Raw genomic sequence first — 26,301 nt, 5'->3', positions numbered from 1 at the left:
TTAGTAGTAAAACTATTTTGCATAGAAATTATAATTATAAAAATTAAGCCTTTGAACGAACTTATTATTGAATTATCAGAGATTAGTCCACGCGATTTTTTTGGACAACAAAACGCAAATATAGACTTATTAAAAAAACACTTTCCAAAATTAAAAATTGTTGCTAGAGGAAATAAAGTAAAAGCCTACGGTGATGAAGAGGTTTTAGAAGAATTCGATAAACGATTAGCGATGTTAATTGAACATTTTGCTAAATATAATACCCTTGATGAGAATGTCATTGAAAGGGTTTTAATGAGTAATAGCAAAGCAGATTATGAAACTCCTACAAGCTCTAATGATGTTTTAGTTCATGGTGTAAGTGGAAGAAAAATTAAACCACAAACTGCCAATCAACGTAAGTTAGTTCAACTTATGTATAAAAATGATATGTTATTTGCTGTAGGGCCAGCGGGTACTGGTAAAACATATACTGGTGTTGCTTTAGCTGTAAAAGCCTTAAAAGAAAAACAAGTAAAAAAAATAATCTTAACTCGTCCAGCCGTGGAAGCTGGAGAGAAATTAGGTTTTCTTCCGGGAGATTTAAAAGAAAAGCTAGATCCTTACATGCAACCCATATACGATGCATTGAGAGATATGATACCTGCCGAAAGACTAGAGGCTTTTATTGAAAAAGGAGTGATACAAATAGCACCTTTAGCATTTATGAGAGGTCGTACTTTAGACAATGCCTTTGTTATTTTGGATGAAGCTCAAAATACAACGCATGCACAAATGAAAATGTTTCTAACCCGTATGGGAAAAAGTGCCAAGTTTATGATTACGGGTGATCCTGGCCAAATTGATTTACCAAGGCACACTCTTTCAGGGCTTAAAGAAGCATTGTTGATATTAAAAAATGTAGAAGGAGTTGGAATCATCCATTTGGATGATAAAGATGTAATAAGACATAAATTAGTTAAAAAAGTAATTTCAGCTTACAAAGCAATTGAAAATAGAGATTAATAATGAGTAATACCATTACAAACAACCAGTTTACTTTTCCAGGTCAAAAAAAGGTATATCACGGAAAAGTTCGTGAAGTCTATACCTTAGAAAACGATATTTTATTAATGATTGCCTCTGATCGTTTGAGCGCCTTCGATGTAGTGATGTCTAAAGGAATACCCTTTAAAGGACAAATATTAAATCAGATTGCCACGCAAATGATGCGTGATACTGAAGATTTGGTGCCTAATTGGCTCATCGCAACTCCCGATCCAAATGTGGCAATTGGTCATGCCTGTGATCCTTTTAAAGTTGAAATGGTGATTCGGGGTTATATGAGTGGTCATGCTGCAAGAGAATATAAGGCTGGAAGAAGAATGCTCTGTGGGGTTGCTATGCCAGAAGGAATGATTGAAAATGATCAATTCCCTGAACCTATCATCACCCCAGCAACGAAAGCTGAAATGGGTGATCATGATGAAGATATTTCTAGAGAAGACATTTTAAAACGTGGAATTGTTTCTGAAGTAGATTACTTAGTATTAGAAGATTATACCCGAAAATTATTTCAAAGAGGAACTGAGATTGCTGCTAAACGCGGTTTGATTTTGGTGGATACAAAGTATGAATTCGGAAAAACAAAAGAGGGTAAGATTGTATTGATAGATGAAATACATACACCAGACTCTTCTCGTTATTTCTATGCGGAAGGTTATAAAGAACGTCAAGCAAATCAAGAACCTCAAAAACAACTTTCAAAAGAGTTTGTTCGTCAGTGGTTAATCCAAAATAACTTTCAAGGATTAGAAGGGCAAACGGTTCCTGAAATGAGCGATGCCTATATTAAAACAGTTTCAGAACGCTATATAGAACTCTATGAAAATATTACTGGAGAAACTTTTATAAAAGCTGATGTTTCTAATATTCAACAGCGGATAGAAGAAAATGTAGCGGCTTATATAAGTATTTAACGTTATTGTCAGATAGTAATTTACAATAATTGTAGGAAATCACATTCTCTTAACCAACTAGCTAGCCATTTACGTTATACGTTGTTGGGTATAGTTTTTTTTATAATTCTTTTTATTGTTATACTAAAATCAAGGTGTGCAATTATTCGGATAATAAGATTTCCTCCAAAAAGTATAATAAAAGCTGCCCAAATTATTTCAAGATTACTTTTCTCAAGTGTAGAAAATTTTGATTCAGCAATTAAAATAAAAAAAAGAAATGGCAAAGAATATAGTAAAACCATCCAATTGCCATTTATAATAATTAATTCCTTATTCTTAACTTTTGTTTTAATTACTCCACTTACTAAAAACGATTTTGTATTTAATAAAGAAAAGCCATTTAATTTATGGAAAATGATTTTGTTCTTTTTACGCTTTATATAATTAAAACTTTTTTCATTCAAATAATTTTGAATAATATCTAATGATTCGGAAGAGCTAAGTTCTCCAAATTCCTCTTTTTTTAATTTAGTTCTAAATTGTATTGGTAAAAGTGTCATTTTTTAAATTATTACCAGCTGGTTATATCGTTACTAATGGTAATGATTATCGGTTTATATTTCGGGATAACCGTACCTTTTGATGACTGTTATCTTGTAAAGATAATTATTAAAAATTTGAGGTTATATCAAAGTTTCAAAAAAGGAAATCAGAACATTTAAATTAAAATTTAATACAAAAAAAGCCCTTCAATTGAAGAGCTTTTAAAGAATGTAATTTTATTATTAATCTAAAAGAGACGCAATTTTTTTTCCTAAAGCGGGTCCTCTAAGGTCTTTTGCAATAATGTTTCCATCTTTATCTAATAAGAACGTTGCAGGGATTCCACGTACGTTATATTGAATTGCAATAGGGTCTTTCCATCCTTTTAAGTTAGAGACATGGCTCCATGTTAACTGATCTTTTTCAATGGCTTGTAACCAACGAGATTTTTGTGATTCTTTATCTAAAGAAACACTAATTATATTAAGTCCTTTATCGTGGTACTTGTTATACACCTTTACTACGTTTGGATTTTCTTTACGGCAAGGTTTACACCATGATGCCCAAAAATCGATAATGGTATATTCGCCCATTGCTTCTTTTAATGACAAGATTTCTCCTGTGGGTGTTTGAGCTGAAAAATCGGGAGCAACAGATCCTACATCCGCTTTTTTCATACTTTTAATTAATGTAATAAGAGTTTTAGTAGTAGAAGAAGCAGCAATCTTCGGGCTTAAATTTTTAATAATTTTATTGGTTTCAACCGTGTTAATTTCTTTTCTGTTGACCATTTCTGATAACAACATAATTGAAAATAATGAATTAGTATTTTCACTCACAAATTGTATTTTATAATCCGTTTCTTCTTCAGCGATGGCTTTATTATCATCTTGTAATTCTTTTACTAAAATACCATCTTGCTCTAGTTTTGCTTTTCTGAATTTTTCAATATTCTTCTGCTTGTCATTGTTAAATTCTAACATTTTTTTAGAAAAATCTTTATACGTATCATTTTGTGAACTACCAGTAAAATAAGAGGCGTAAATACTATCCTTATATATAGTTGCATTTAAATCTGAATTTTCAGGAAAATATAAAATATTACCACTAGCGGTAGAAACAGTAAGGTAATTAATAGATAATTGATCTGATTTTGGATATACTCCTTCAAATTTTTGATTATTAATTTTTAAGGTATCAATCACTTGAGGTTGATTATTATCACTTACTTGGTACACTAATATTTCTGTTCCATCATCGAATCCCGGAGCGTTTCCAAAGATTTTATAGGTATCAGAGTTTGTATTACATGAAATAATAAAAAGTGTAATGATCAAGTTGAAAAAGCGTCTCATAAATAGTGATTTAGTTTTCAGCAAAAATAGATGTATTTTTCATTAATTATGAATCATGTTCGTTAATTTTTGTTAAAAACAATCTTTGATTCAATCATTAATTATTATTGCGTATTTTTAAAGTCTATTAAGAGTTTATTATATGAATGTAGAAAAAGAAGATTTTCCGTTATCAATTAGTCTTAGTTATAAAAAACTTTTTGATTTGTACCGCATTCACCTAGAGAGTGATAATGCTTTGTTGGTTACTAGAGCGAAGCAAGTTTTAACGGTAGCAAAAGAATATCCAATTCTTGAATCTGGTATTCCAGATCTTAAGGAAATGGAAAAATTATTACCTCAAATAGATTTTATTATGGAAGATTTATTTTCTTCTATACTAGGTAATAATGAAATTAAAGCGGCTTCCTTTCCCTTCCAAGATTCCTTTTTTAAATCGACCCAACGATATAAGAATATTATTAAAACTGCAGGGGAAGATTTTGATTTAGAATTAATGAATTTCAGCGATGATGAATATTATATTATGGGTTGTAGTATTATTCTAGGAACTCATTATGGTTATAATATTGACTTTAGAAGGCCCTTTTATTATAAAATACCAGATGCGAATGGTATTTTAAGAAGTTATCGAGTTTTATATAATGCTGATTTTATTGAAATTGAAAAAACAAAAAATTCGATTGATATAACCAAAGAAGATGTTGATGTTTTATTAGAAAGTTTTGATGATATTTCAAAATGGAAAGAAAAATTTCCTCCTGAAAGTTGGAACTTTAAAGGGTTTGTTATTTTAAATATGTTCGATGTTACATTAGATACTTCTATTTCAGATTTTAAAACGAGTCTGATTACTCATAATGACAGGAAGGATGTAAATTTTAATAATGAATTAGAAGAAACATTTAGAAGCCTATTCAATTTAAAAGATTTAAAAATCGGCTTTTCAAATTATATTGAAGATGAGGAATCCTTAGAAAGAATTCCTTTAAAAAATATGGAGAGCTATATTATAAATGATGAAGAATCAATGCATTTTTCTAATGCTTTGTGCAATCGATCTTATGCAGCCCTATTTAAAAAGCATGAATTTTATTGTGTCTCTAATGTAGGTAAATACCATAGGTTATACCCTGACAATCCTTTATACAAACAACTTAATAACAAAGGCATACAAAGCGCAATTATATGTGCGATGGTTAATGATGATAAAGTATTAGGGCTATTTGAAATAGTTTCCCCCAACATCAATGATTTAAATACTATTAATGCGAATAAGCTTAAGGATATTATGCCTTTTTTAGTTGATAGTGTTGTTAGAAGAAAAAGAGAAGCAGACAATGAAGTTGAATTAATAATCCAAGAGGAATGTACTTCCATACACAACAGCGTACATTGGAAATTTAAATTGGAAGCTAAACGCTACTTGAAAGAATTAATACATAGTAATACCCCTACTTTTCAAGAGGTAGTTTTTGAAGACGTTTATCCTTTATTTGGACAAATGGATATAAAAGGATCTTCTGTCGCTAGAAACAATGCAGTTAAAAAAGATTTGACTCTTCAATTAAATTTCATTAAAGACATTTTAATAAGAATTCAAAAAATTGAATCTCTTCCTATTTATGATCACATTGAATATCGTATTAATGATTTTTTAAATCAGATAGATCAAACATTATTAGTTGATAGTGAACGTCAAGTAGTTATATTTATTGAGAAAGAAATTTTACCTTTATTCAAACATTTAAGTAAAAAATCAGAAAATTTAAAAGAAACCATAGGCAACTTTTGCAGCTTAACAGATTCTAAATCTGGGTTTACTTATAAATTCCGTAAGCTATATGACGATACGGTAACCATGATTAATAAAAACATGGCTGGTTTATTAGATACAAAGCAAGTAGAAGCACAACAAATGTACCCACACTATTATGAGCGTTTTAAAACAGATGGTGTAGAGCATAATTTATACATAGGAGAATCAATTACCAAAGATGAAAGTTTTAATGAAATTTACTTGTATAACTTGAGGTTATGGCAATTGCAAGTTATGTGTGAAATGGAAAATGAATTTTATCAATTAAAGAATGAATTACCCGTTTCATTAGATGTTGCTTCAATGATTTTAGCTTTTAACAATCCACTTTCATTGCGTTTTAGAATGGACGAAAAGAGGTTTGATGTGGACGGAGCTTATAATGCAAGTTATGAGGTTGTTAAAAAGCGTATAGATAAGTCGTGTATAAAAGGAACTACAGAACGTATTACACAACCTGGAAAAATTTCAATTATATACTCTCATAAAGATGATGAATTTGAGTACCTAAAATATGTAGGCTTTTTACAATCAAAAAAACAATTAGATATCGATGTTGAAGTTCTTGATATAGAAGACTTACAAGGTGTTACTGGCTTAAAAGCAATTCGAGTAAGTGTACTTTATTCTAAAAAAGATGATACTTCTTCAAAAGAGTATTACACCTATGAGGATTTAATGAATGAAATTGAAGATTCTTCACTTTCATAAATTAAAATCATTTTTAAGAATTATAAAATGCAACAGCAAAAGAAACGACAGAAACAATTATTCCAGTCATAAATATATTATAGGTAACTCTTAACAAAGCATATTTTTTTTGTAACACAATACCTAAAAAATACAAATCTTTGGTCATAGAGGAATAAATATACATTTTGTCTTGTAGCATTTCATTCATAGCCCAATCGTATTCTTCTAAGGTCATTTTATAAAAATTTCCGAAGAATAAAAGATTTACTTTTTTATCAGAAACATCTTTTTTTGTGAATTTTCCACCAGTAACATTTGGACGGGTAGCTAGTACAGAAAGAATGATCGTTATTACGGTAAATAATAAAAATATTAATGTAGGAATGATTAAATGACTATTAGAAGGATTGTCCAGCTTAGGTATTAAACTTGAAAGAGCAATTGAAATAATAATAGCATTTACTGATAGTAAAATATTAGCTTTAGTGTCGGCAATATCACTCAGCTTAATATGATTTTTAAGGGTAATTCTAAAAACACTTTGTACTGCTTTTTCAGGATCTTCATTTTTCATTAATTCTTTTAATTTCCTTTTTTCCTCTTTACCAATATTCTTAATTTGATCTTCCATTATCTTTTTAATATTTTCTTCTTTAGTTGAGTTCCAGTTTTCTTGTGAATATGCAGAATAAAATTTATGTTCGTTTAGCACTTTTAAATTGAGCGTATTCCATTCAGATTTTGAATATTTTTGCGAATTTAAGAGTTTTAATTCATTTCTTAGTTGTTCGCTAACTTCTTCAAAATTATCTTTCCCAAAGTGTGAAACATCTGCATCTTTAATGATGTTCTCTAATTTATTTTTAGGTTCTTCACCCATTTTCGTAATTAAAATACAGGCTTTTACTTTTTCAATTAAAGAGTCATGTTCCCCATGTTCTTTTAAAAATTTTGAAGCAATAATAGTACTTTCATACTCATGGTTACTGGGGTTAATAGTAAAACCAACATCATGAAATAAGGCAGCTAATTGTACTATTTTCCCTTCTTCTTCATTAAGGTTTGAGTTATCAGTTATTTCTTTTGTACTTTTAAAAACTCGTACGGTATGATCTAAATTATGATAGGTACACTTTTCATCTAACTTTTGAGATAATAGATTTTTAACAAACTCTAATGATTTACTAATTATTGGAGACATATAATTTTATTAGAATACCAATTTACTAAAAAATGATTTGTAACCTCTTTATATTATGAAAAAAAGCTGCTTAATTACTTTGTTTTCAATTTTATTTTTGTGCAACTGTGCAACTCATGATTTACAGTATAAAAATGGATCTAATACAACTACATCTAGTGATAAGGAAATTGAAAGAACAGTGTACCTAATTGGAGATGCAGGAAATGCTAGTTTAGGCGAAAGTACAGATGCCTTAAAAGCATTTACTGAAATGATAAATACGAATACCTCTAAAAAAGACTATGTAGTTTATTTAGGAGATAATATTTATGAAAAAGGACTTCCCAAAAAAGACAATGAAAAAAGAGAATTGGCAGAACACCGCATTGATGTCCAAATTGAAGCTGTAAAAGATTTTAAAGGGAAAGTACTATTTATTCCTGGGAACCATGATTGGTATAGTAATGGAATCTCTGGATTAAAAAGACAAGAAAAATATATAGAAAAAGCCTTAGATGATTCCAATGCTTTTCAGCCAGAAAAAGGATGTCCTATTAAGAAAATTAATGTGAGTGAAAACGTATTAATTTTAGCAATAGACTCTCAATGGTATTTAGCAGATTGGGATAAAAACCCAACCATTAATGATGAATGTGATATTAAATCTAGAAATGATTTCTTCTTAGAAATTGAAGGAATTTTCAAAAAAAATAATGAGAAAACTATTATTGTAGCGATGCATCATCCTACAATGACAAATGGATCTCATGGTGGAAAATATACCGCCAATAAACATTTATTTCCTCTTAAAAGAAAAATTCCATTACCCGTTATTGGTAGTTTAATAGCACAGGTTAGATCTCAAGGCGGTGTTTCACCTCAAGACAATAATAGCAAATTGTATATTAAACTAATGAAACGTTTAAAAACACTAGCGAAGGGTAGTGATAAGGTTATTTTTACTTCAGGCCATGATCATAACCTTCAGTATTTAGAAAGTGAAGGTGTTAAACAAATAGTTTCTGGATCAGGTTCTAAAAGTTCTGGAGTAAGAATCGGCGGAGAATGCTTGTTTTCATCAGGAAATCAAGGATTTGCTGTGTTAGATGTGTATACGGATGGTTCTTCGGAAGTTCGTTTTTATGGTGCTGAAAACCAAAAGCCAACTTTATTATTTACGAAAGAAATATACGCTTCTGATTTAGCAGATAAAAAATATAATTTTAATAAAGAACTTCGAACTGATATAAATACTACTGCATATCCTAAAACGGATACCGAAAAATCTAATGGATACAAATGGTTTTGGGGAAATCATTATAGGTATGTGTATGGTACAGACATTAAAGTACCTGTGGTAACTCTCGATCAATATAAAGGAGGTTTTTCAATTGAAAGAAAAGGTGGAGGACATCAAACACGCTCTCTTCGTTTAACAAGTAATGACAAGCGAACTTATGCATTAAGAGCTGTAAATAAAAGTGCAGTTCAGTTTCTACAAACTGTTGCGTTTAAAGATACCTATATAGAAGATGATTTTAGAGAAACTTTTACTGAGAAAACTATTTTAGATTTTTATACGGCAAGTCATCCTTATGCAACATTTACGATAGGAACATTGTCTGATGCTCTTGATATATACCATACCAATCCAGAATTATTTTATATGCCGAAACATAATGCGCTTGGTAAATTTAATGAAGAGTTTGGAGATGAATTATATATTTTAGAAGAACGACCAGATGATAGCTTCTTAGATGTAGAATCTTTTGGAAAACCAGATGCTATTGAAAGTTCTTCAGATGTGTTAGGGAATTTAAGGAAGGATGAAAAATTTAGCGTAGATGAGGATTCATTTATAAAAGCAAGATTGTTCGATATGCTTATTGGTGACTGGGATCGACATCAAGACCAATGGCGTTGGTCACGCTTTAATATATCAAAACATGAGGTGGTTTATAAACCAATCCCAAGAGATAGAGATCAAGCTTTTTCAAATTATGATGGTGCATTATTTGATTTCTTGAAAGCTATTATGCCTACAACGGATCAATTTCAAGAATTCGATTCAGAATTAAAAGATATTAAATGGATTAATCTTGCAGGTATTAAACTTGATAGAACATTTATTCAAAAAGCAAATAAAGAAAGCTGGATTGCACAAGCTAAATTTATTCAAGAAAATTTAACCGATGAGGTGATTGATAATGCATTTTCAAAATTACCTAAAGAAGTACAGGATGATACTTCAAATGATATTAAAGCAAAATTAAAAGAAAGAAGAACTTATTTAGTAGAGATTGCTTCAAAGTATTATGAATACTTATCGAAATTAGTGATCTTAACAGGAACAGATAAAGATGATCACTTCTCAATTGTAAGAACTGATAATACAACTACAGTTTCAGTTTCTAGAATGAAAAATAATCAAGAAACTACCCCTTTTAAAGAACGCGTAATTAATTCAGGTGAAACAAGTGAAATTTGGATTTATGGATTAGATGACGATGATAAATTTACAGTTTCTGGTAAAGGCAGTAGCCCAGTATTAGTTAGAGTTGTAGGAGGACAGAATAACGATTCATATATTATAAATAATGGTAAAAAAGTAAAAATTTATGATCATAAGAGTAGGCCTAATACAATTGTTGAAAAAGGTTCTGCTAGTGTGAGGCTTTCAGATGTATATGCTAAAAATGTGTATGATTATAATAAACGTACTACCTATGTAAACACTATTACTCCTTCATTAGGAGCAAATCCAGATGATGGTTTAAAAGTTGGTTTACAAGATGTATTTTTATATCAAGGTTTTAAAGGAGGAGTATATGATTATAAGCATACATTAGGCGCTTCTTATTATTTTGCTACAGAAGGTTTTGAGGTTCATTATGAAGGAATTATTTCACAAACCTTCGGAATATGGGATTTAGTTGCGGGTGTAAATTTTACAAGTGAAAACTATACGCAAAACTTTTTTGGATTTGGAAATGAAACTGAAAATTTTGAAGATGATTTAAATCTTGATTTCAACAGAGTAAAAACAGGATTATTAAAAGGTAAAATTGGAGTTAGAAAGATGGGTAGGTTAGGAAGCGAGCTTAATATTTCAGCTGCATTTGAACGAACAGAAATAGAGAATACACCTGATCGATTTATTTCAGATTACTTTACGTTTTCTCCTACTTTGTTTGAGAACTATCTTACTTATTCTAATGTGAATATAACCTATAGTTATTCAAGTTACGATGAGCCATCAAACCCTAGAAGAGGAATGAATTTTAGTTTAAGTTCTAGTTTAAGAAACAACCTTGATGAATTTGAAAAAGCACATGGATTTATTCAGCCAAAAGTTGAATTTTTCAATTCCTTAACCAAAAACAAAAGATTAGTTTTAAAAACAATGGTTCAAGGACAATTTTTATTAGGCGATGATTTTGAATTTTTCCAAGCAGCAAGTCTGGGAGCAGGTTCTGGATTAAGAGGTTTCAGAAACCAAAGATTTAGCGGTAAAAGTGCATTAGTTGTAGGCTCGGATTTAAGGTATAGTTTTAGAAAGTTTAAAACAGGATTATTGCCTTTACAATTTGGAATTTATGGCGGTGTTGATTTTGGTAGAGTTTGGGTAGAAGGAGAAGATTCTAATACTTGGCATAATGATTTTGGTGGAGGGTTCTGGATAAATGCTGTTGATACAATTTCAGGTAAGTTTGGAGTGTTTAATAGCGAAGAAGGAATGCGTATATCTTTTGGCTTTGGAGTTGGTCTATAAAGAATAATAAAACCATTATAATATGTTATCATTAATTTTTTTATGAGATATGAAAAACCATTCCTATTTATTATGAAACTAAAATGTATATTTGCGTTCGATTTTTAGAGATTTTATATAATATGAAAGTTTCAAAATCTAATTTAATCTAACTAGCATTTAATATTATCGCATGTCATTTAAAAACGTACTAGTTTTCATAACTTTAATTATTGTATTTTCAGTTTCTGTTCACGCACAGACCCCTGGAGGAATGAATATCGAAGAACTTACTGATACAGAAGTAGCTGAAATGTGGAAACAAGCTCAGGAACAAGGTTTTACTATAGATCAATTTAAAACATTGGCAATAGCTAGAGGAGTTCCTTCTTCACAAGTAAATGTATTGATTACTAGAATAAACACTTTAGGATCTTCACCTACTGATGCATCAGTTTCAGGCGGAGAAGAATCTAATACAGAAAATAATTCATTAGAAATTGTTATTGACCCAACACAAGATGGTTTAACAGGTGGAGAAAGCATGTCAGAGGGAGAAATTAAAATTGATATTACCAAAAGTAGAATTTTTGGTGTAGACTTTTTTAATAATCCAAATATTTCATTTGCACCTAATTTAAATTTAGCAACTCCAAGTAATTATGAGTTAGGACCAGGAGATAAATTAGTGATAAATTTATGGGGAGCAGCAGAAAACACCTATAATAAAGAAGTAGATAGAGTAGGAGCAATTCGACTTGAAGGATTAGGACCTATTTATCTTAGTGGGCTTACAATGGAAGAAGCTAATAATAAAATTGAAGGTAAATTAAAAACAATCTATTCTGGAATATCAGCACCAAATAGAAGTCCTTATAAAATTAATTTGGACGTATCTATGGCTAGTGTACGCACAGTTTCTGTAAATATTATAGGTGAAGTAAAGGTTCCTGGAACTTATTCATTAAGTTCATTGTCAACAGTGTTGAATGCGTTGTATGCAGCTGGGGGCCCTACAGAAGAAGGAACCTTTAGAAGTGTTAAATTAGTGCGTAACGGACATGATGTTACCTATTTCGATGTTTATAAATATTTAATGGAAGGTTCTCAAGAAGGAAACAGAACTCTTCAAGATCAAGATGTCATTATAGTTTCACCCTACCTTTCAAGAATTACAATTGGAGGAGCTGTAAAAAAACCTGGTTCTTTCGAATTAAAGCCAAATGAAAAATTAAAAGATTTGCTAAGATTTGTTAGCGGATTTAAATCTGATGCATATAGAGAAAGATTAATATTAGAACGTATTAATGGTGATCGTATGTTAATAAAAGAAATTTTAATAGCAAATGCTGAAAATGAAACTCTTAATGATGGTGATCTATTAAGAGTTAATAAAATCATTAATAAATTTGAAAATCGCATTCAGATAATAGGTGCAGTTTACCGCCCAGGTTCATATGAATATTCTGAAGGTATAATGTTATTAGATTTAATAAATAAATCTGCAGGCGTTAGAGAGGAAGCATTTTTAGATAGAGGTTTAATTTTTAGTACTGTAGACGGAGTAACAAAAACTTCTGAATCATTTTCAGTTACAAATGTATTACAGGGCACTGAAAATGTTATTTTAAAAGCAAACGATGTAGTAACAATATATAATAAATACGATTTAAAAGAAGAATATACATTATCAATAGATGGTGCTGTAAATAACCCTAGTTCATTTCCTTACATTGAAAATATAACAATTGAAGATTTGGTAATTATGGCGGGTGGATTTAAAGATGCTGCAGATTTTGGTGTTATTGATGTATTTAGAAAAATAAAAGATAGTGAGTTTGAAACATTGAGTAAAACTTATAAATTAGCAAGTGATGGAAAGTTAACTATTGATGGTAATGAAGTCTTTAAATTAGAACCTAATGACAGAGTTTCGGTTAGGTATTTAAAAGGATATTCTGAACAAAAAAGAGTTGCTGTAAATGGTGAAATTAATTTCCCTGGAAATTACACTATTGAAATGAAAAACGAACGTATTTCAGACCTTGTAGATAGAGCAGGTGGCTTGTCTCCATATGCATTTTTAGAAGGAGCTTCATTAATTAGAGAAAATCCATATTTCAAAGATGCAGCAATTAATAATGTATTTGACAACCTTAATGAAACAGGTACTGATGGTGCTAACTTAAACAACAAAAGAAGTTTTAAAGTAGGTATTGATTTAGAAAAAATATTAGAAGAAGGAGGGAAAGAATCTAAATATAATCTAGTACTACAGGATGGTGATCGCCTAGAAATACCTTCAGTAAAAGAAACTGTAAAAGTACAAGGACAAATATTAGCACCTTCTTTAATTAGATTTGATAAGGTGAATACATTAAAAGATTATATCAACAAATCTGGTGGATTTTCTTCAAAAGCAAAAAAGTCAAAAACTTACGTAATATATTCTAATGGCGATATCGCATCTTCTAAAAACTTTTTGTTCTTTAGAAGTTACCCGAAATTAAAACCAGGAGCTATTATTTTAGTACCTGCAAAACCAGACCCGAGAACAATTACTGCTCAAGAGATTATTGGAATTACAACAAGTTTGACAACGTTTGGGTTGTTAGTGGATAGATTATTAAGATAAATTATACGTAGTATAAAAACATATTAGAACACCGTGGAAACAACAATTGAAGAAGATTATATAAGTATTATATCTATTCTAAAGGGCCTTTGGAGCAAACGTCGTAAATTATTAAAGATAATTTTGGTGTTTTTTGTTATAGGCTTGTTTATAGCTATATTTAGCCCTAAAGAATACACTTCTGGAGTGAAGTTTTTATCAAATACTTCATCAATAGCTAAAGTAAGTGGTAAATGGAGTGGTATTGCTGCTCTGGTGGGGGTAAACCTTAATACAGGTACTGAGAATAATGAGATTGCGCCAAATATTTACCCGAAAATTATAAATAGTATTCCGTTTCAGAAAAATTTAATGGAAACAAAACTTAATTTTAAAGGAGCAGATTCAGCTATTACTTTTGAAGATTATTATATAGGTGTAGCAGAAACAGACTTAGTTACAAATACTAAAAAATACACTATAAATTTACCAAGCACTATTATTAATTTATTTGGTGAAAAAAAAGTTGATAGAAGAAATATATTACTAATTGACTCTTTAGAATTTCTGAGTATAGATCAACAGAAATTAAGTAGAGTATTAAAAAATAATTTATTTTTTGCCATTGATGAAACAGATGGAGTTATTTCTATCTCTGCGACAATGCCAGAAGCAATTCCAGCAGCTCAACTAGCACAAAGAGCTCAAGTTCTGCTACAAAAAGAAATTATTTCTTATCGTACTGCAAAAGCAATAGATCAAATGAATTTTATTGTAGAACAGTTTGATACTTTAAAATTAGTATATGAAGAAAATCAATATAAGTTTGCTAGATTTAAGGACAGGAACCAGTTTAATATAACTCAAATGTCACAAATTGAGTTTCAAAAGATTCAAGCAGAATATGAACTATCTTATACATTATTTTCAGAGCTAGAACGTCAAAAAGCGGCTCAAGAAATTCAAGTAAGAAAGGATACTCCAATTTTTACTACAATTAATCCTGCTGCTGTTCCTTTAGATCCATCAAAACCTAACCGAATTAAGATTGTACTTACTTACCTTATTATGGGCTTTTTCTTTGCTGTTTTTTATGGACTAGGAATCGAATTCTATAAAAAAATTAAAACTGCTTGGATAAAGAACTAAGGAATTAATCTTATTTTTATTAATAACTAATCTTAAAATTTAGATAATTGGATTTACTTAATAATGCAATTAAGGCCTCTTTAAGGGCAGGTGAAGTAATAATGGAAGTTTATATGTCAAATGATTTTGATGTAGAAATAAAGAATGATAATTCTCCTTTAACAAGAGCTGATAAAAATGCTAACGATGAAATTGTTTCTATTATTGAACCCCTTGGAATACCAATCATTAGTGAAGAAAACAAACAAATAGAGTATACTACTAGAAAACATTGGAAACGATGTTGGATTGTTGATCCTGTAGACGGAACAAAAGAATTCATTAAACGTAATGGTGAATTTACAGTTAATATAGCATTAGTAGAAGATGGAACTCCAATCATGGGAGTAATTTATGTTCCTGTTTCTAAAACACTTTATTTTACAAAGAATAACTGTGAAAAAGCATACAAAGCTGTTCTAAACTCTCATAATGAATCAATTGAAGATGTCTACGATAAAGCTTTTGTAATAAAAGCAAAACCGAACAAATCCTTGGCAAGAATTGTTGGTAGTAGATCACATTTAAATGATGAAACAAAAGCATTTATTTCAGAAATAGAAAAAAATGAAAAAGTAGAAATTGTATCAAAAGGGAGCTCTTTAAAATTTTGTTTAGTAGCAGAAGGAGAAGCAGATATTTACCCAAGATATGCACCAACAATGGAATGGGATACTGCTGCTGGACAGGCAATTTGTATGGCTGCTGGTGTTTCTGTGAATGCCCTACCTGCAAATACACCTTTATTATATAATAAAGAGAATTTATTAAACCCCTGGTTCTTAGTTTCAAATAGAACTTAACAAATGACTCAATATAAACAAGAATCTCATTTAAGGAGTTTGATTAAAGGTATTTCATGGCGTCTCATCGCTACTGCAGATACTATTCTTGTTGTATTATTAGTTACATGCTTAACAGGAAATTGCAGTATTGAAAGTTCTATAAAAATTGGATTTTTTGAGTTCTTTATAAAATTGGCTGTTTATTATTTCCATGAACGTTTATGGCAATTAATTTTAAGAGGAAAAAAAGTTACTTCAAGAATAATATTATATAAATCTATTTCTTGGAGATTAATTGCTACAAGTATGACCTTTGTTATTTCTGGTTATATTTTAGAATCTTTTGATGAAGTTGCTTTGTATGTGGCTTTAACTGAACTCTTCTCGAAGTTTATTTTATATTATATTCACGAAAGACTTTGGTTAAAATTACCTGTAGGAAAAATTAGAAAATTTTTTACCCTAAAAAAGTAATAAAATGCAAGAAAATATTATCCCCCATTCTTTTAATGTTTTAAAGGAAGATCGCATCAAAATAAAAAATCACAAACCTTTTTTAATGTGGTTTACTGGGCTTTCAGGGTCTGGAAAGTCTACGATTGCTAATGCTGTAGAACAAGCATTACATATTAAAGGAGTGCATACCTATACACTTGATGGAGATAATGTTAGAAAGGGAATTAATAATGACCTTTCATTTTCACCTGAAGATAGAACAGAAAATATAAGACGAATAGCTGAAGTTGCTAATTTATTAGTTGATTCAGGCTTGGTTGTATTAGCTGCTTTTGTTTCTCCTTATAAAAAGGATAGAGAAATGATTGAAAGTACTGTTAAAGATAGTAACTTTGTCGAAATTTTCGTAGACACTTCTTTAGAGGAATGTGAACGGAGAGATGTTAAAGGATTATATGCAAAAGCCAGAAAAGGATTGATAAAAGATTTTACTGGTGTAAATGCACCCTATGAAGCTCCCGAAAATCCTGATGTTCGAATTGATACAACTCAAACCTCTGTCGAAGAGGCTGTTGAAATTATATTAAATAAAATAGAATCCAAATTAGATTATAATACTAATGAGTAAATATTATTTAAACTATTTAGATGAATTAGAATCGGAAGCAATATACATTCTTAGAGAAGTATGGGCTCAATTTCAAAACCCAGTAATTTTATTTTCGGGAGGAAAAGATTCTATCTTAGTTGCACATTTAGCAAAAAAAGCATTCTATCCTTCTAGAATACCTTTTCCATTAATGCACGTGGATACAGGTCATAATTTTCCTGAAACAATACAGTTTAGAGATGACTTAATAGAAGAATTTGGAGCACAACTAATCGTTGGCTCGGTTCAAGAATCGATTGACCAAGGAAGGGTCGCTGAAGAGAAAGGTAAAAATGCAACACGTAATGCATTACAAATAACAACGTTACTAGATGCAATAGAAACAAATAAAGTTGATTGTGCTATTGGCGGAGGTAGACGTGATGAGGAAAAAGCTAGAGCTAAAGAACGTTTTTTCTCACATAGAGATGATTTTGGTCAATGGGATCCAAAAAATCAACGACCTGAATTATGGAATATATTAAACGGAAAACACTTTGAAGGAGAGCATTTTAGAGCATTCCCAATAAGTAACTGGACCGAAATGGATGTTTGGAATTATATTAAAAGGGAAAACATATCGATTCCATCTCTTTACTATGCTCATGAAAGAGAGGTTGTTTGGAGAAGTAATTCTTGGATTCCTGTTTCTGATTATTTAAAATTAGAAGAGGGAGAAAAAGTTGAAACAAAGAAAATTCGATTTAGAACTTTAGGAGATATTACAATTACTGGTGGAATTGAATCTGAGGCAGATACATTAGAGAAAATTGCTGATGAAGTATCAACAATGCGTAAAACAGAAAGAGGAGATCGTTCTGACGATAAACGTTCAGAAAGTGCAATGGAAGATAGAAAACGTCAAGGGTACTTTTAATAATTTATTTAAAAAAAAACAATGCAAATAGATAATAATCAATTATTACGTTTTACTACAGCGGGTAGTGTTGATGATGGAAAAAGCACATTAATCGGAAGGTTATTATATGATTCAAAATCAATTTTTGAAGACCAACTTCAAGCCATTGAAGAAACAAGTAAAAAGAAAGGGCATGATGGAGTCGATTTAGCTTTGTTTACAGATGGGCTTAGAGATGAAAGAGAACAAGGAATTACTATTGATGTAGCATATAGATATTTTACTACTCCAAAACGTAAATTTATTATTGCCGATACACCAGGACATATACAATATACAAGGAATATGGTTACAGGAGCTTCAACAGCTAATGTAGCGCTTGTTTTAATAGATGCTAGGCATGGTGTAATTGAACAAACTAAACGTCATTCATTTATAGCTTCTTTATTACAAATACCACACCTAATCGTTTGTATAAACAAAATGGATTTAGTGGATTATTCTGAAGACGTATACAATGATATCATTAATCAATTTGAAGAATTCTCTTCAAAATTATTAGTGAAAGATGTACGATTTTTGCCAATAAGTGCATTAAATGGAGACAATGTTGTAAATCCTTCAAAAAACATGGATTGGTTTCAAGGAGCTCCATTATTACATACGTTAGAGACCATGCATATTAGTAGTGATATTAATAAAACTGACGCACGTTTTGCTGTGCAAACAGTATTGCGACCTCAAAGAAAAGGTTTTATTGATTATAGAGGATACGCTGGTAGAGTTTCTAGTGGTATTTTTAGGCCAAATGATGAAGTGACTATATTGCCTTCAGGTTTTACTTCAAAAATTAAAACAATTGACACTTTTGATGGAGAATTAAAAGAAGCTTTTGCTCCTATGTCTATATCAATAACTCTTGAAGATGATATTGATATTAGTAGAGGTGATATGATTGTAAAAACTCATAATAAACCTGAATCTAAGCAAGAGTTCGATGCTATGCTTTGCTGGTTAAATAATTCTCCAGCTCGTGACCGTGCTAAATATACGATCATGCATACTACAAATGAACAAAAAGCGATGATTAAAGAAGTCCTTTATAAAATTGATGTGAATTCTTATAACAGAATTAAAGAGGACAAGCAATTAAATATGAATGATATTTCTAGAGTTACTATTAGAACTACTCGTCCATTAATGATTGATGAATATAGAGATAACCGTATTACAGGAAGTTTTGTTTTAATTGATGATGCAACTCATGAAACAGTAGCTTCAGGAATGATTTTGTAATTTTTAAAGTTATTAATTCTAATATATTAGAATGAAAATTATTTACATAGGCCAATATTCTGAAGGAACAACCTCTAAAATGAGAGCCGATCAAATTGCATCTATTGTACCAGGTTCAACATTTAATGTAATTGATATTCATGTGCCTTTTTATAAATCTCATCGATTATTTAGATCATTAGGTGCACGTTATAAAATAGGGCCTTTATTATGGAATATTAATTCATACATAAATAAACATCTCACCAAAGATTATGATTTAATTTGGGTAGATAAAGGTGTCTTTATTAGTAAAAATACATTGTTAAATATTAGAAGTAAGGCTAAAACACTTATTCATTATACTCCAGATATGGCTTTTTATGCTAATAAAACATCAAAATTTATTAGTAATATGGATACCTACAACTACCTTGTTACAACTAAATCTGCAGAATTATCGATGTATGAAAAAGTTGCTGATGCGAATAAAATCATTTTAGTTAAACAGGGATATGATTTAAAAGTTCATAAAGCGTATTATTCTTTTGAAGAGAAAGAGGATTACATATCATTTATTGGTTTATATGAACCTTCAAGAGGCGAAATTGTTCAAAAGATAATTGATCAAAATATCCATGTTAAATTAGCAGGTAATGGATGGTTAAACTTTGTTACTAAGAATAAAAATAATCCTTATTTCACTTTTGTAGGTAACGGTTTGTTTTCATCTGAATACTCTAAATTTATTTCAAAATCAATAATGAGCTTAGGATTGCTTTCTAAAAATTTCCCTGAATTTCATACCACAAGAACCTTTGAGATTCCGGCATGTAATACCGCTTTAATAACTGAAGTAAATAATGAAACTAGTTCTTTTTATAAAACTAATGAGGCTATTTTTTATAATGATACTAATGATTTAATAGAAAAAATTGAATACTTTATAAAGAATAAACAAGAGCTAAAAGAAATCACTTTAAATGGTAATAAAAAAGTAATTTCAAGTGGATGTGATTATAAGAGTATATTGCAAAATATTTTAGTGAAAGCATCAATAATACACAATTAAAAATTTAATTTAAATATATTTTCAATACCCCTAATTTGATTACATATGTTTTATAGTAAATGGTGGATTTATAAAAACATCTACCTAAGAATAAATGAAAAACGGTTAATAAAGAATTACTTAAAAGAAGTAAGGGCAGGAGATAAACCTTTGTTTATTCACATAAATAAAACCGCTGGCTCTTCAATTGCTAAAAGTTTAGGAATAACCGAATCACATTGTTCCTTAGAAACTTATGAGAAGTTATATGAAAAATATTTTAATGAAAACTTTAACGAAAACGTTAAGATTTGGACTGCTATAAGAAACCCTTTTGATAAAGTAACTTCACAGTATTTTTATAGAATAAAAACGAATCAAAATAAATTAGGAGAAAACACTATTTCTTTTGATGAATGGGTAAAGGCTGCATTTGATGACAAAGACCCTATTTATAGAGATTGGGATCTTATGTTTGATACTCAAAGTAATTGGATAAAAAATAATAAAAGTTATCAAGTAAACTTTATTCGATTCGAAAATTTAAATGATGATTACAACAAAGTAGCGTCTTTGTATAATGGTACTCCGCTAGCATGGCGAAAGAAATCATCAAATAAAAACTATAAAGAACATTTTTCAGATTATTCAAGAGCTGTTATTGAAAGAGAGTTTAAAGAAGATTTAGAACGATTTAATTATTCATTTTAATGCTGATTAAAGAATATAAAGCCTTATTTATTCATGTGCCAAAAGCTGCAGGTCAAAGCGTTGAGAATTACTTTCTTAATAGCTTAAGCAAAACAAGGGATGAGGATGGAGCAAAATATTTATTGAAATTTAATCACGATCCCTCAAAAGGACCAGAGCGGCTAGCTCATTTAACGGCACCAGATTATTTAAATTATAACTATATATCAAAAGCTAATTTTGAAGATTATTTTAAATTTGCTGTTGTAAGAAATCCTTGGTCAAGAATGGTATCTTTCTATAAATTTAGAGGATATAGTAGTATAATTACTTTTGAAAATTTTATACATCATTACTTACCTTATTGTTTCGAAAAACAACATTGGTTTTTTAGACCCCAAACCGATTTCATTTGCGATGATAATCAAAAGTTTTTAACAGATTATATTGCAAAAATGGAGCAATTAGATAAAGATTTCCCTGTCATTGCAAAAAAGCTAAACTTAGCCAATGAAATTTTGCCTAAAAGTAATCATTCCATAGAAAGAGGTTTTGCATCTCGAAAAAGTTTGAACATTATAAAAGAACATCCATCAATATTGAAATACCTTAGTTTTAACAACAAAATTTATAATTATAAAGATGCTTATTCAGAATCTTCTTTAAAGATTGTAGCTTCTTATTATGAAAAAGATATTGATTTATTAAAATATGCGTATTAATTTCTAAAGCGTTAATTTGCAATAAATAATCACTATGAATTCTATTTATAAAACTTCAAAATTAATTTTTAGCCTTCTTTTGTGTGTGATTTTTCTGAATTCAATTAATGCACAAACGATTATTTCTGAAAAGTCAGCGCAAGCCTTAGATCTTACGATAATAAAAAATAAAACAATCATTTCTACCACTACAAGTCTGAATGATTCTAATGGAATATATTTAGGTTCTAAAGGTGTATTTGTAATAAGCAAAGGAGTTAAACTAACCATTGATACAAAGTTAAACGTATTTCAGAATAGACAAATATTTTTTGGCGAAGGAACTGTTTTATTTAATGCTGGTTCTGTTCACCAAATCGATGTAACATGGTTTGGCGCAAAGCCAAATGATCAAATATCTGATGTAATTCCTATACAAAAAGCTATCAATACTGCCATAATGAGTCCTGGTGTTTCAGTTGTTTATTTTCCGCCTGGAGAGTATACAATAGATTCTCCTTTGTTAGCGATGCGAAAAATGAAAAGAGGAAAGGACCATGATTTTTTCAACTTAACCTTAAGAGGACATCAATTTGCTTATAATAATCCAAGAGGTAAAAAAGGAGGCGTTTCTGTTTTAAAAGCTAACAATGAAATACCTTTTGTATTAGGAATACAAGCAGCTAGAGGTGTTCATGTTGAAAATATGGTTTTTGATGGTTATATACCTTCAAAAATGAGTAAGGAAGATTTGGTGCATATAGAATCAAATAAACTATACAAACAAGATCGTTTTGCTCCATTATCAGCTATTGTTATTGATCCTTTTTCATTAAAGAAACCAATAAAAGGAGGCTATAATGGAATGGATGAATTTTATATTAATAAACGTTCAAGTTCTAGAATTCATATTGAAGGTTCTGTGATTCAAAATTTTCCAACGGGCATAGCTATTAGTCCTAATGGAAAAACTCAGCAAGGGGATTCAGTAGCTATAACGTTTACACGTTTTAATAATTTAATAAATGGAATTGTAATTTGCCAAGCTCAATCAAGAAATATAGTAGTAGATAATTGTGACTTCAGTCTTATGAAATTTGTTTTTAATACAGATGATTTTGGTGAACAACAAGGAGTTTTACCTGAAGTAAATAATTTGAAAGTCTCTGGAGGTGTAGCGTGGTTGTATAAAGCAAATGGTAATATAGCTTATGGACATTTTAGAAATGTTTACACGGAAGCACTTTATGGAATAGGATATTCGGTAATAAATAAACAGCCGCTAAATTTTGAAGGCTGCGTATTTAAATTTCGATCTATGACAGATCCTATAAAAGGAAATTTTAATCCTTGTATTTTAAGAGCAGATAATGCATCATTTACGGGATGTACTTTTTTAGTTGGAGGTGGAAAAAATAATGTTGAGCCTTTGTTAATGGATGTAAAAAAAGCAACATTTGTTAATTGCTATTTTGATACTTACCCTATAAACATTGGTGGAAGTCTAAAAAATAAAAATGAATCAACTTATATTAACTCTGGTTTAAGGAAAAATAAAATTGCTACAACGAGTTGGAAATCTATAGAGTTTAATGAAAATAAAGTTGTTGTTATTGAATATGATACTTCTAAGAAAAGCTTTTATTTTAAAAATAATTTTAATTTTAAAAAAGGCGAATTTATTTTTGGAAACCTAACAATAAACAAAGAACCATTTAAAGAGAAGTCAATTTATACAGCCATAGGAAAAGTCCTAGATGTTAAAAATAATTTTGTATATTTTAAAAGCAAGTACCTTGAGAAGAAAAAGTCTTTGGTAGAAATAATTTTAAATTAAAAGTATGATTATTTCACATAAACATAAGTTTATATTTATAAAAACTAAAAAAACTGCTGGAACTTCTATAGAAATTGCATTAAGTACAATTTGTGGAGATGACGATATTATTACCCCTATAAATGATGAAGACGAATTAATTAGAAAAGAGATTTCAAATAGGAATGCTCAAAATTATGAGATTCCTTTTTCAAAATACTCTATAAAAGACTGGCTTCGAGGGTTAAAAAACAGAAAGCGATTATTATTTTATAATCATATACCAGCTTCAGACTTAAAAAACTATATTGACTCAAAAGTTTGGAATAATTATTATAAATTTTCTTTTGATCGTCATCCAATTAATAAAAGTATTTCACATTATAAGTGGCGTGGAATGAAAAACAAATATGTAGATTTTGATTCCTATCTAAATTCGGGAGATATACATATAATTAAAGGCGAAAATTTTTATATGGATTCTCAGGGAAATTATTTAGTGGATAAAGTTTATAAAATGGAAGAAATGGATAAAGCTTTTAATGAAATTTCTGAAACATTAGGCACACCGTTAAATGCACCTAAATTTAATACCAAAAAATCAGAAATTAATCCATCTTTAAATTATGACACTATCCAGCATAAATTTGGAAAGCAATTAGAAAAAATATTTAAGATAGAATATAAAGATCTTTATAATAATGATTAGAAGTTTTATATATTATAAAAATAAAATTGTCTTAGTACATCTTAAAAAATTACTACAATATTTTCCTGGTTTATTTATCTTTATTCAAAAGGTTAGATATAAAGGAAAAGGATACGGCAGAAAAATAATAACCAAAAATACAGATATTGTTATTGAAGGATATCCAAGGTCAGCAAATAGCTTTTCAGTAAAAGCTTTTAAATTTGACAATGCTGAAGGGTATAAAATTGCAACGCATTTGCATGCATATCCTCAGGTAATAGTCGGTGTAAAACACAATATACCAACGTTATTGTTAATTAGAAATCCATTTGATTGTGTAGTCTCTTATATGGCCTTATTAGCACAAGCCGTTGGATTTGAGAAGATAAATAAAGGGTATAACATAGAATGGTTATTAAAAGACTATGTGTTATTTTATAAGAAATTACTTCCATACAAAGATAAAGTTGTGGTAGGTGTATTTTCAGATGTTTTGACAGACTATGGAAATGTTATCAATGAAGTTAATAATAAGTTTAATACCAAATTCGAGCTATTTGAGCATAGTCAGGAAAATGTAAACAAGGTATTTTCTAGCTCTAAATCACATTTATCACCTTCAGGAAAGAGAGAAGATGTTAAAAACAGTTTTGTTGAGCAAATGGAGCAGCTAAAATCAACTAGACTTTTTGAAGAAGCTGAAAGTTTATATTTAGAATGGTCAACTACTAAAAATATAAAGTAATGTCGAAAAAACTATATAAGTCTTTCGGCTATAAAGGGTTACAAATTATTGTACTTATTTTGTATTCTTTATTATTAATCCCAATTTTATTAAATTACTGGGACCTAGAAGTATATGGAGCTTGGATAGCATTGTATGCTTTTTTTAATTTAATTCAAGTAATAGAGTTAGGGCATAGTGTTTATATTGGAAATGAATTTAATAGAATAGTTCATACTCAAAAAGAGAAAGCTAAAGTACTTCTTGGATCTGCAATAAGAGCCAACATTTTAGTGGGCGTTTTGCAATTGTCCATAGTATTTATTCTATTTAAATTAGGGCTGCTCCGGTATTTATTAGATAAAAACATCGATGATAGAGAAATTGCTATTGTTATTTCAATTCTGCTTTTATATAGAATGTGTATTGGTTCTTTTAGAGGAATTATAGTGAAGACTCTTAATCCATTTGGATTGATTTATAAAGCTTTTCAATTTTCATTGGTAGAAAAAATACTCGAATTTTTTATTCTAGTAGTCGCAGCTTTTTCGGGAATTTCTCTTATTAAACTTGCTATTTTATGGTTCTCAGCTAAGTTTGTATATTCCTTTGTTATTTTAATAAAACTGAAGTATTTACAACCCGAATTCTTTCCTTGGTGGAAATATGGGAGTTTTAAATTTGGGTTTAATAATTTTAAAAAATCCCTTCCTTTTGCCGCAAGTAATTTCTTAGATCGATTAAGTAATGATGGGATAGTCTTAGTGGTTTCAGCTATTGTAGGGACAAGCTTCTTACCATTATTTTCAGCAACACGAACATTAGTGAATTTTGGATTAAAAATATCCGACTTTTTCTTAAGCCCAATGGTACCAGAAATGATCAACTATTATTCAATGAATAAAAAAGAAAAGATATTAGATATATTGAGGTCTTTTTGGTTTGTCTCTGGAGCTATACTTATCACAGGGTTTGCAATTTCTTTGTTTTTTATAGAGGACCTTTTCCATATATGGACCAATCAAAAATTACAATTTAATTTAGGCTTATATAGTGCCTTAGTAATTATATTTTTAGTTCAAAATTTCGGAAAAAGTTTAGTAGTTTTTTATACAAGTATTAATAAAACATATGTGGTACTAATTACTTCAATATTAAGAATGTCATTATTCTTTATTATTGCATTTTCTCTAAAGCAATATCAATTGGATGGTGTTTTAATTAGTTTATTAATTTCAGAACTAATTGTTGTAACATTTTGGTTGCCATTTAATGCTTTTAAATTTTTCACTTTTAGTTTCTATAAAAAAATATACTTTTTTCTTTATTTAATTTCTTTACTTCCCTTAGGAATAATACTCTACTTAAATTATTTAGGAAAACCCCTATGGTTATTGATTTGTTTGTTTGTTCCAATTGTGTTTTTAATTTATTTTCAATATAAGTTGATTTCAGAAAATACAAGAAGGACAATTTCTGAAAAACTAAAGAAGTTAGCTATATTTGTAAGCAATTAAA

At 29.5% G+C, this 26,301-nt stretch carries 21 protein-coding genes; 18 read left to right on the top strand and 3 right to left on the bottom strand.

What is annotated here, in order from left to right; translation table 11 throughout:
- Positions 1–51: 51 nt before the first annotated feature.
- Both ABXT64_RS00295 and ABXT64_RS00290 read left to right on the top strand, forming a co-directional pair.
- A complete protein-coding gene (locus ABXT64_RS00295; protein WP_443633396.1) occupies positions 52–1,005 on the top strand; it encodes a PhoH family protein in 954 nt (317 codons plus the stop codon).
- 2 nt (positions 1,006–1,007) lie between these two features.
- Complete coding sequence (locus ABXT64_RS00290) at positions 1,008–1,958, top strand: phosphoribosylaminoimidazolesuccinocarboxamide synthase (protein ID WP_443633395.1); 951 nt, start codon at positions 1,008–1,010, stop codon at positions 1,956–1,958.
- 74 nt (positions 1,959–2,032) lie between these two features.
- Here ABXT64_RS00290 and ABXT64_RS00285 read toward each other — a convergent pair whose 3' ends face one another.
- A complete protein-coding gene (locus ABXT64_RS00285) occupies positions 2,033–2,500 on the bottom strand; it encodes a hypothetical protein (protein ID WP_443633394.1) in 468 nt (155 codons plus the stop codon).
- Positions 2,501–2,725: 225 nt separating this feature from the next.
- Positions 2,726–3,838 (bottom strand): redoxin domain-containing protein, encoded by a 1,113-nt coding sequence (locus tag ABXT64_RS00280; protein ID WP_443633393.1) that lies wholly within the window; start codon positions 3,836–3,838, stop codon positions 2,726–2,728.
- A 142-nt stretch (positions 3,839–3,980) separates the two neighbouring features.
- Here ABXT64_RS00280 and ABXT64_RS00275 point away from each other — a divergent pair, with 142 nt between their 5' ends.
- Positions 3,981–6,368 carry a GAF domain-containing protein gene (locus tag ABXT64_RS00275; RefSeq protein WP_443633392.1) on the top strand — a complete coding sequence of 796 codons (2,388 nt, stop codon included), beginning with the start codon at positions 3,981–3,983 and terminating at the stop codon, positions 6,366–6,368.
- A gap of 13 nt (positions 6,369–6,381) precedes the next feature.
- Here the strand turns inward: ABXT64_RS00275 and ABXT64_RS00270 are convergent, their stop codons facing one another.
- The gene (locus ABXT64_RS00270) at positions 6,382–7,551 is read right to left on the bottom strand and encodes a Pycsar system effector family protein (RefSeq protein ID WP_443633391.1); all 1,170 of its coding nucleotides are present in this window, start codon (positions 7,549–7,551) and stop codon (positions 6,382–6,384) included.
- Between the two features lie 55 nt (positions 7,552–7,606).
- Here ABXT64_RS00270 and ABXT64_RS00265 point away from each other — a divergent pair, with 55 nt between their 5' ends.
- The 15 genes from ABXT64_RS00265 to ABXT64_RS00195 all read left to right on the top strand — a co-directional run bounded on the left by ABXT64_RS00265 (position 7,607) and on the right by ABXT64_RS00195 (position 26,300).
- Complete coding sequence (locus tag ABXT64_RS00265; protein WP_443633390.1) at positions 7,607–11,305, top strand: metallophosphoesterase; 3,699 nt, start codon at positions 7,607–7,609, stop codon at positions 11,303–11,305.
- 172 nt (positions 11,306–11,477) lie between these two features.
- A complete protein-coding gene (locus tag ABXT64_RS00260; protein ID WP_443633389.1) occupies positions 11,478–13,919 on the top strand; it encodes an SLBB domain-containing protein in 2,442 nt (813 codons plus the stop codon).
- A gap of 33 nt (positions 13,920–13,952) precedes the next feature.
- Complete coding sequence (locus ABXT64_RS00255; protein WP_443633388.1) at positions 13,953–15,047, top strand: hypothetical protein; 1,095 nt, start codon at positions 13,953–13,955, stop codon at positions 15,045–15,047.
- A gap of 47 nt (positions 15,048–15,094) precedes the next feature.
- Positions 15,095–15,889: a 3'(2'),5'-bisphosphate nucleotidase CysQ gene (gene cysQ / locus ABXT64_RS00250; protein WP_443633387.1), complete on the top strand. Its 795-nt coding sequence runs from the start codon at positions 15,095–15,097 to the stop codon at positions 15,887–15,889.
- A gap of 3 nt (positions 15,890–15,892) precedes the next feature.
- Positions 15,893–16,345 (top strand): DUF2061 domain-containing protein, encoded by a 453-nt coding sequence (locus tag ABXT64_RS00245; RefSeq protein WP_443633386.1) that lies wholly within the window; start codon positions 15,893–15,895, stop codon positions 16,343–16,345.
- 4 nt (positions 16,346–16,349) lie between these two features.
- Positions 16,350–16,955, top strand: coding sequence for an adenylyl-sulfate kinase (cysC, locus tag ABXT64_RS00240; RefSeq protein WP_443633385.1), 606 nt, complete (start codon positions 16,350–16,352; stop codon positions 16,953–16,955).
- Entirely contained in the window at positions 16,948–17,853 is a 906-nt protein-coding gene (cysD, locus tag ABXT64_RS00235; RefSeq protein ID WP_443633384.1) for a sulfate adenylyltransferase subunit CysD, read from the top strand. Before cysC ends, cysD begins: the two co-directional genes overlap by 8 nt.
- A 21-nt stretch (positions 17,854–17,874) precedes the next feature.
- On the top strand, positions 17,875–19,131 hold the full coding sequence (locus ABXT64_RS00230) for a sulfate adenylyltransferase subunit 1 (RefSeq protein ID WP_443633383.1): 1,257 nt from the start codon (positions 17,875–17,877) through the stop codon (positions 19,129–19,131).
- Positions 19,132–19,162: 31 nt separating this feature from the next.
- Entirely contained in the window at positions 19,163–20,182 is a 1,020-nt protein-coding gene (locus ABXT64_RS00225; protein WP_443633382.1) for a glycosyltransferase family protein, read from the top strand.
- Between the two features lie 45 nt (positions 20,183–20,227).
- Positions 20,228–20,872 carry a sulfotransferase domain-containing protein gene (locus ABXT64_RS00220; RefSeq protein WP_443633381.1) on the top strand — a complete coding sequence of 215 codons (645 nt, stop codon included), beginning with the start codon at positions 20,228–20,230 and terminating at the stop codon, positions 20,870–20,872.
- Entirely contained in the window at positions 20,872–21,573 is a 702-nt protein-coding gene (locus tag ABXT64_RS00215; protein WP_443633380.1) for a sulfotransferase family 2 domain-containing protein, read from the top strand. Before ABXT64_RS00220 ends, ABXT64_RS00215 begins: the two co-directional genes overlap by 1 nt.
- A 34-nt stretch (positions 21,574–21,607) precedes the next feature.
- Positions 21,608–23,389 carry a glycosyl hydrolase family 28-related protein gene (locus tag ABXT64_RS00210; protein WP_443633379.1) on the top strand — a complete coding sequence of 594 codons (1,782 nt, stop codon included), beginning with the start codon at positions 21,608–21,610 and terminating at the stop codon, positions 23,387–23,389.
- A gap of 4 nt (positions 23,390–23,393) precedes the next feature.
- Complete coding sequence (locus ABXT64_RS00205; RefSeq protein ID WP_443633378.1) at positions 23,394–24,077, top strand: hypothetical protein; 684 nt, start codon at positions 23,394–23,396, stop codon at positions 24,075–24,077.
- Positions 24,070–24,804: a hypothetical protein gene (locus ABXT64_RS00200; protein ID WP_443633377.1), complete on the top strand. Its 735-nt coding sequence runs from the start codon at positions 24,070–24,072 to the stop codon at positions 24,802–24,804. The genes ABXT64_RS00205 and ABXT64_RS00200 overlap by 8 nt, the downstream gene beginning before the upstream one ends.
- Positions 24,804–26,300: a lipopolysaccharide biosynthesis protein gene (locus tag ABXT64_RS00195; RefSeq protein WP_443633376.1), complete on the top strand. Its 1,497-nt coding sequence runs from the start codon at positions 24,804–24,806 to the stop codon at positions 26,298–26,300. Before ABXT64_RS00200 ends, ABXT64_RS00195 begins: the two co-directional genes overlap by 1 nt.
- Position 26,301: the final 1 nt, after the last annotated feature.

The sequence above is a fragment of the Candidatus Marifrigoribacter sp. Uisw_064 genome (assembly GCF_047730175.1).
Lineage (GTDB): Bacteria > Bacteroidota > Bacteroidia > Flavobacteriales > Flavobacteriaceae > Marifrigoribacter.
The sequence above is the reverse complement of the archived record's forward strand: the minus strand, read 5'-3'. Positions and strand labels throughout refer to the sequence as shown.

Bases quoted from the DNA above. Each gene is read 5' to 3' on its own strand.
- ABXT64_RS00290 (WP_443633395.1), top strand. From the start codon at position 1,008: ATGAGTAATACCATTACAAACAACCAGTTTACTTTTCCAGGTCAAAAA.
- ABXT64_RS00285 (WP_443633394.1), bottom strand. From the start codon at position 2,500: ATGACACTTTTACCAATACAATTTAGAACTAAATTAAAAAAAGAGGAA.
- ABXT64_RS00280 (WP_443633393.1), bottom strand. From the start codon at position 3,838: ATGAGACGCTTTTTCAACTTGATCATTACACTTTTTATTATTTCATGT.
- ABXT64_RS00275 (WP_443633392.1), top strand. From the start codon at position 3,981: ATGAATGTAGAAAAAGAAGATTTTCCGTTATCAATTAGTCTTAGTTAT.
- ABXT64_RS00270 (WP_443633391.1), bottom strand. From the start codon at position 7,551: ATGTCTCCAATAATTAGTAAATCATTAGAGTTTGTTAAAAATCTATTA.
- ABXT64_RS00265 (WP_443633390.1), top strand. From the start codon at position 7,607: ATGAAAAAAAGCTGCTTAATTACTTTGTTTTCAATTTTATTTTTGTGC.
- ABXT64_RS00260 (WP_443633389.1), top strand. From the start codon at position 11,478: ATGTCATTTAAAAACGTACTAGTTTTCATAACTTTAATTATTGTATTT.
- ABXT64_RS00245 (WP_443633386.1), top strand. From the start codon at position 15,893: ATGACTCAATATAAACAAGAATCTCATTTAAGGAGTTTGATTAAAGGT.
- cysC (WP_443633385.1), top strand. From the start codon at position 16,350: ATGCAAGAAAATATTATCCCCCATTCTTTTAATGTTTTAAAGGAAGAT.
- cysD (WP_443633384.1), top strand. From the start codon at position 16,948: ATGAGTAAATATTATTTAAACTATTTAGATGAATTAGAATCGGAAGCA.
- ABXT64_RS00230 (WP_443633383.1), top strand. From the start codon at position 17,875: ATGCAAATAGATAATAATCAATTATTACGTTTTACTACAGCGGGTAGT.
- ABXT64_RS00225 (WP_443633382.1), top strand. From the start codon at position 19,163: ATGAAAATTATTTACATAGGCCAATATTCTGAAGGAACAACCTCTAAA.
- ABXT64_RS00220 (WP_443633381.1), top strand. From the start codon at position 20,228: ATGTTTTATAGTAAATGGTGGATTTATAAAAACATCTACCTAAGAATA.
- ABXT64_RS00215 (WP_443633380.1), top strand. From the start codon at position 20,872: ATGCTGATTAAAGAATATAAAGCCTTATTTATTCATGTGCCAAAAGCT.
- ABXT64_RS00210 (WP_443633379.1), top strand. From the start codon at position 21,608: ATGAATTCTATTTATAAAACTTCAAAATTAATTTTTAGCCTTCTTTTG.
- ABXT64_RS00205 (WP_443633378.1), top strand. From the start codon at position 23,394: ATGATTATTTCACATAAACATAAGTTTATATTTATAAAAACTAAAAAA.
- ABXT64_RS00200 (WP_443633377.1), top strand. From the start codon at position 24,070: ATGATTAGAAGTTTTATATATTATAAAAATAAAATTGTCTTAGTACAT.
- ABXT64_RS00195 (WP_443633376.1), top strand. From the start codon at position 24,804: ATGTCGAAAAAACTATATAAGTCTTTCGGCTATAAAGGGTTACAAATT.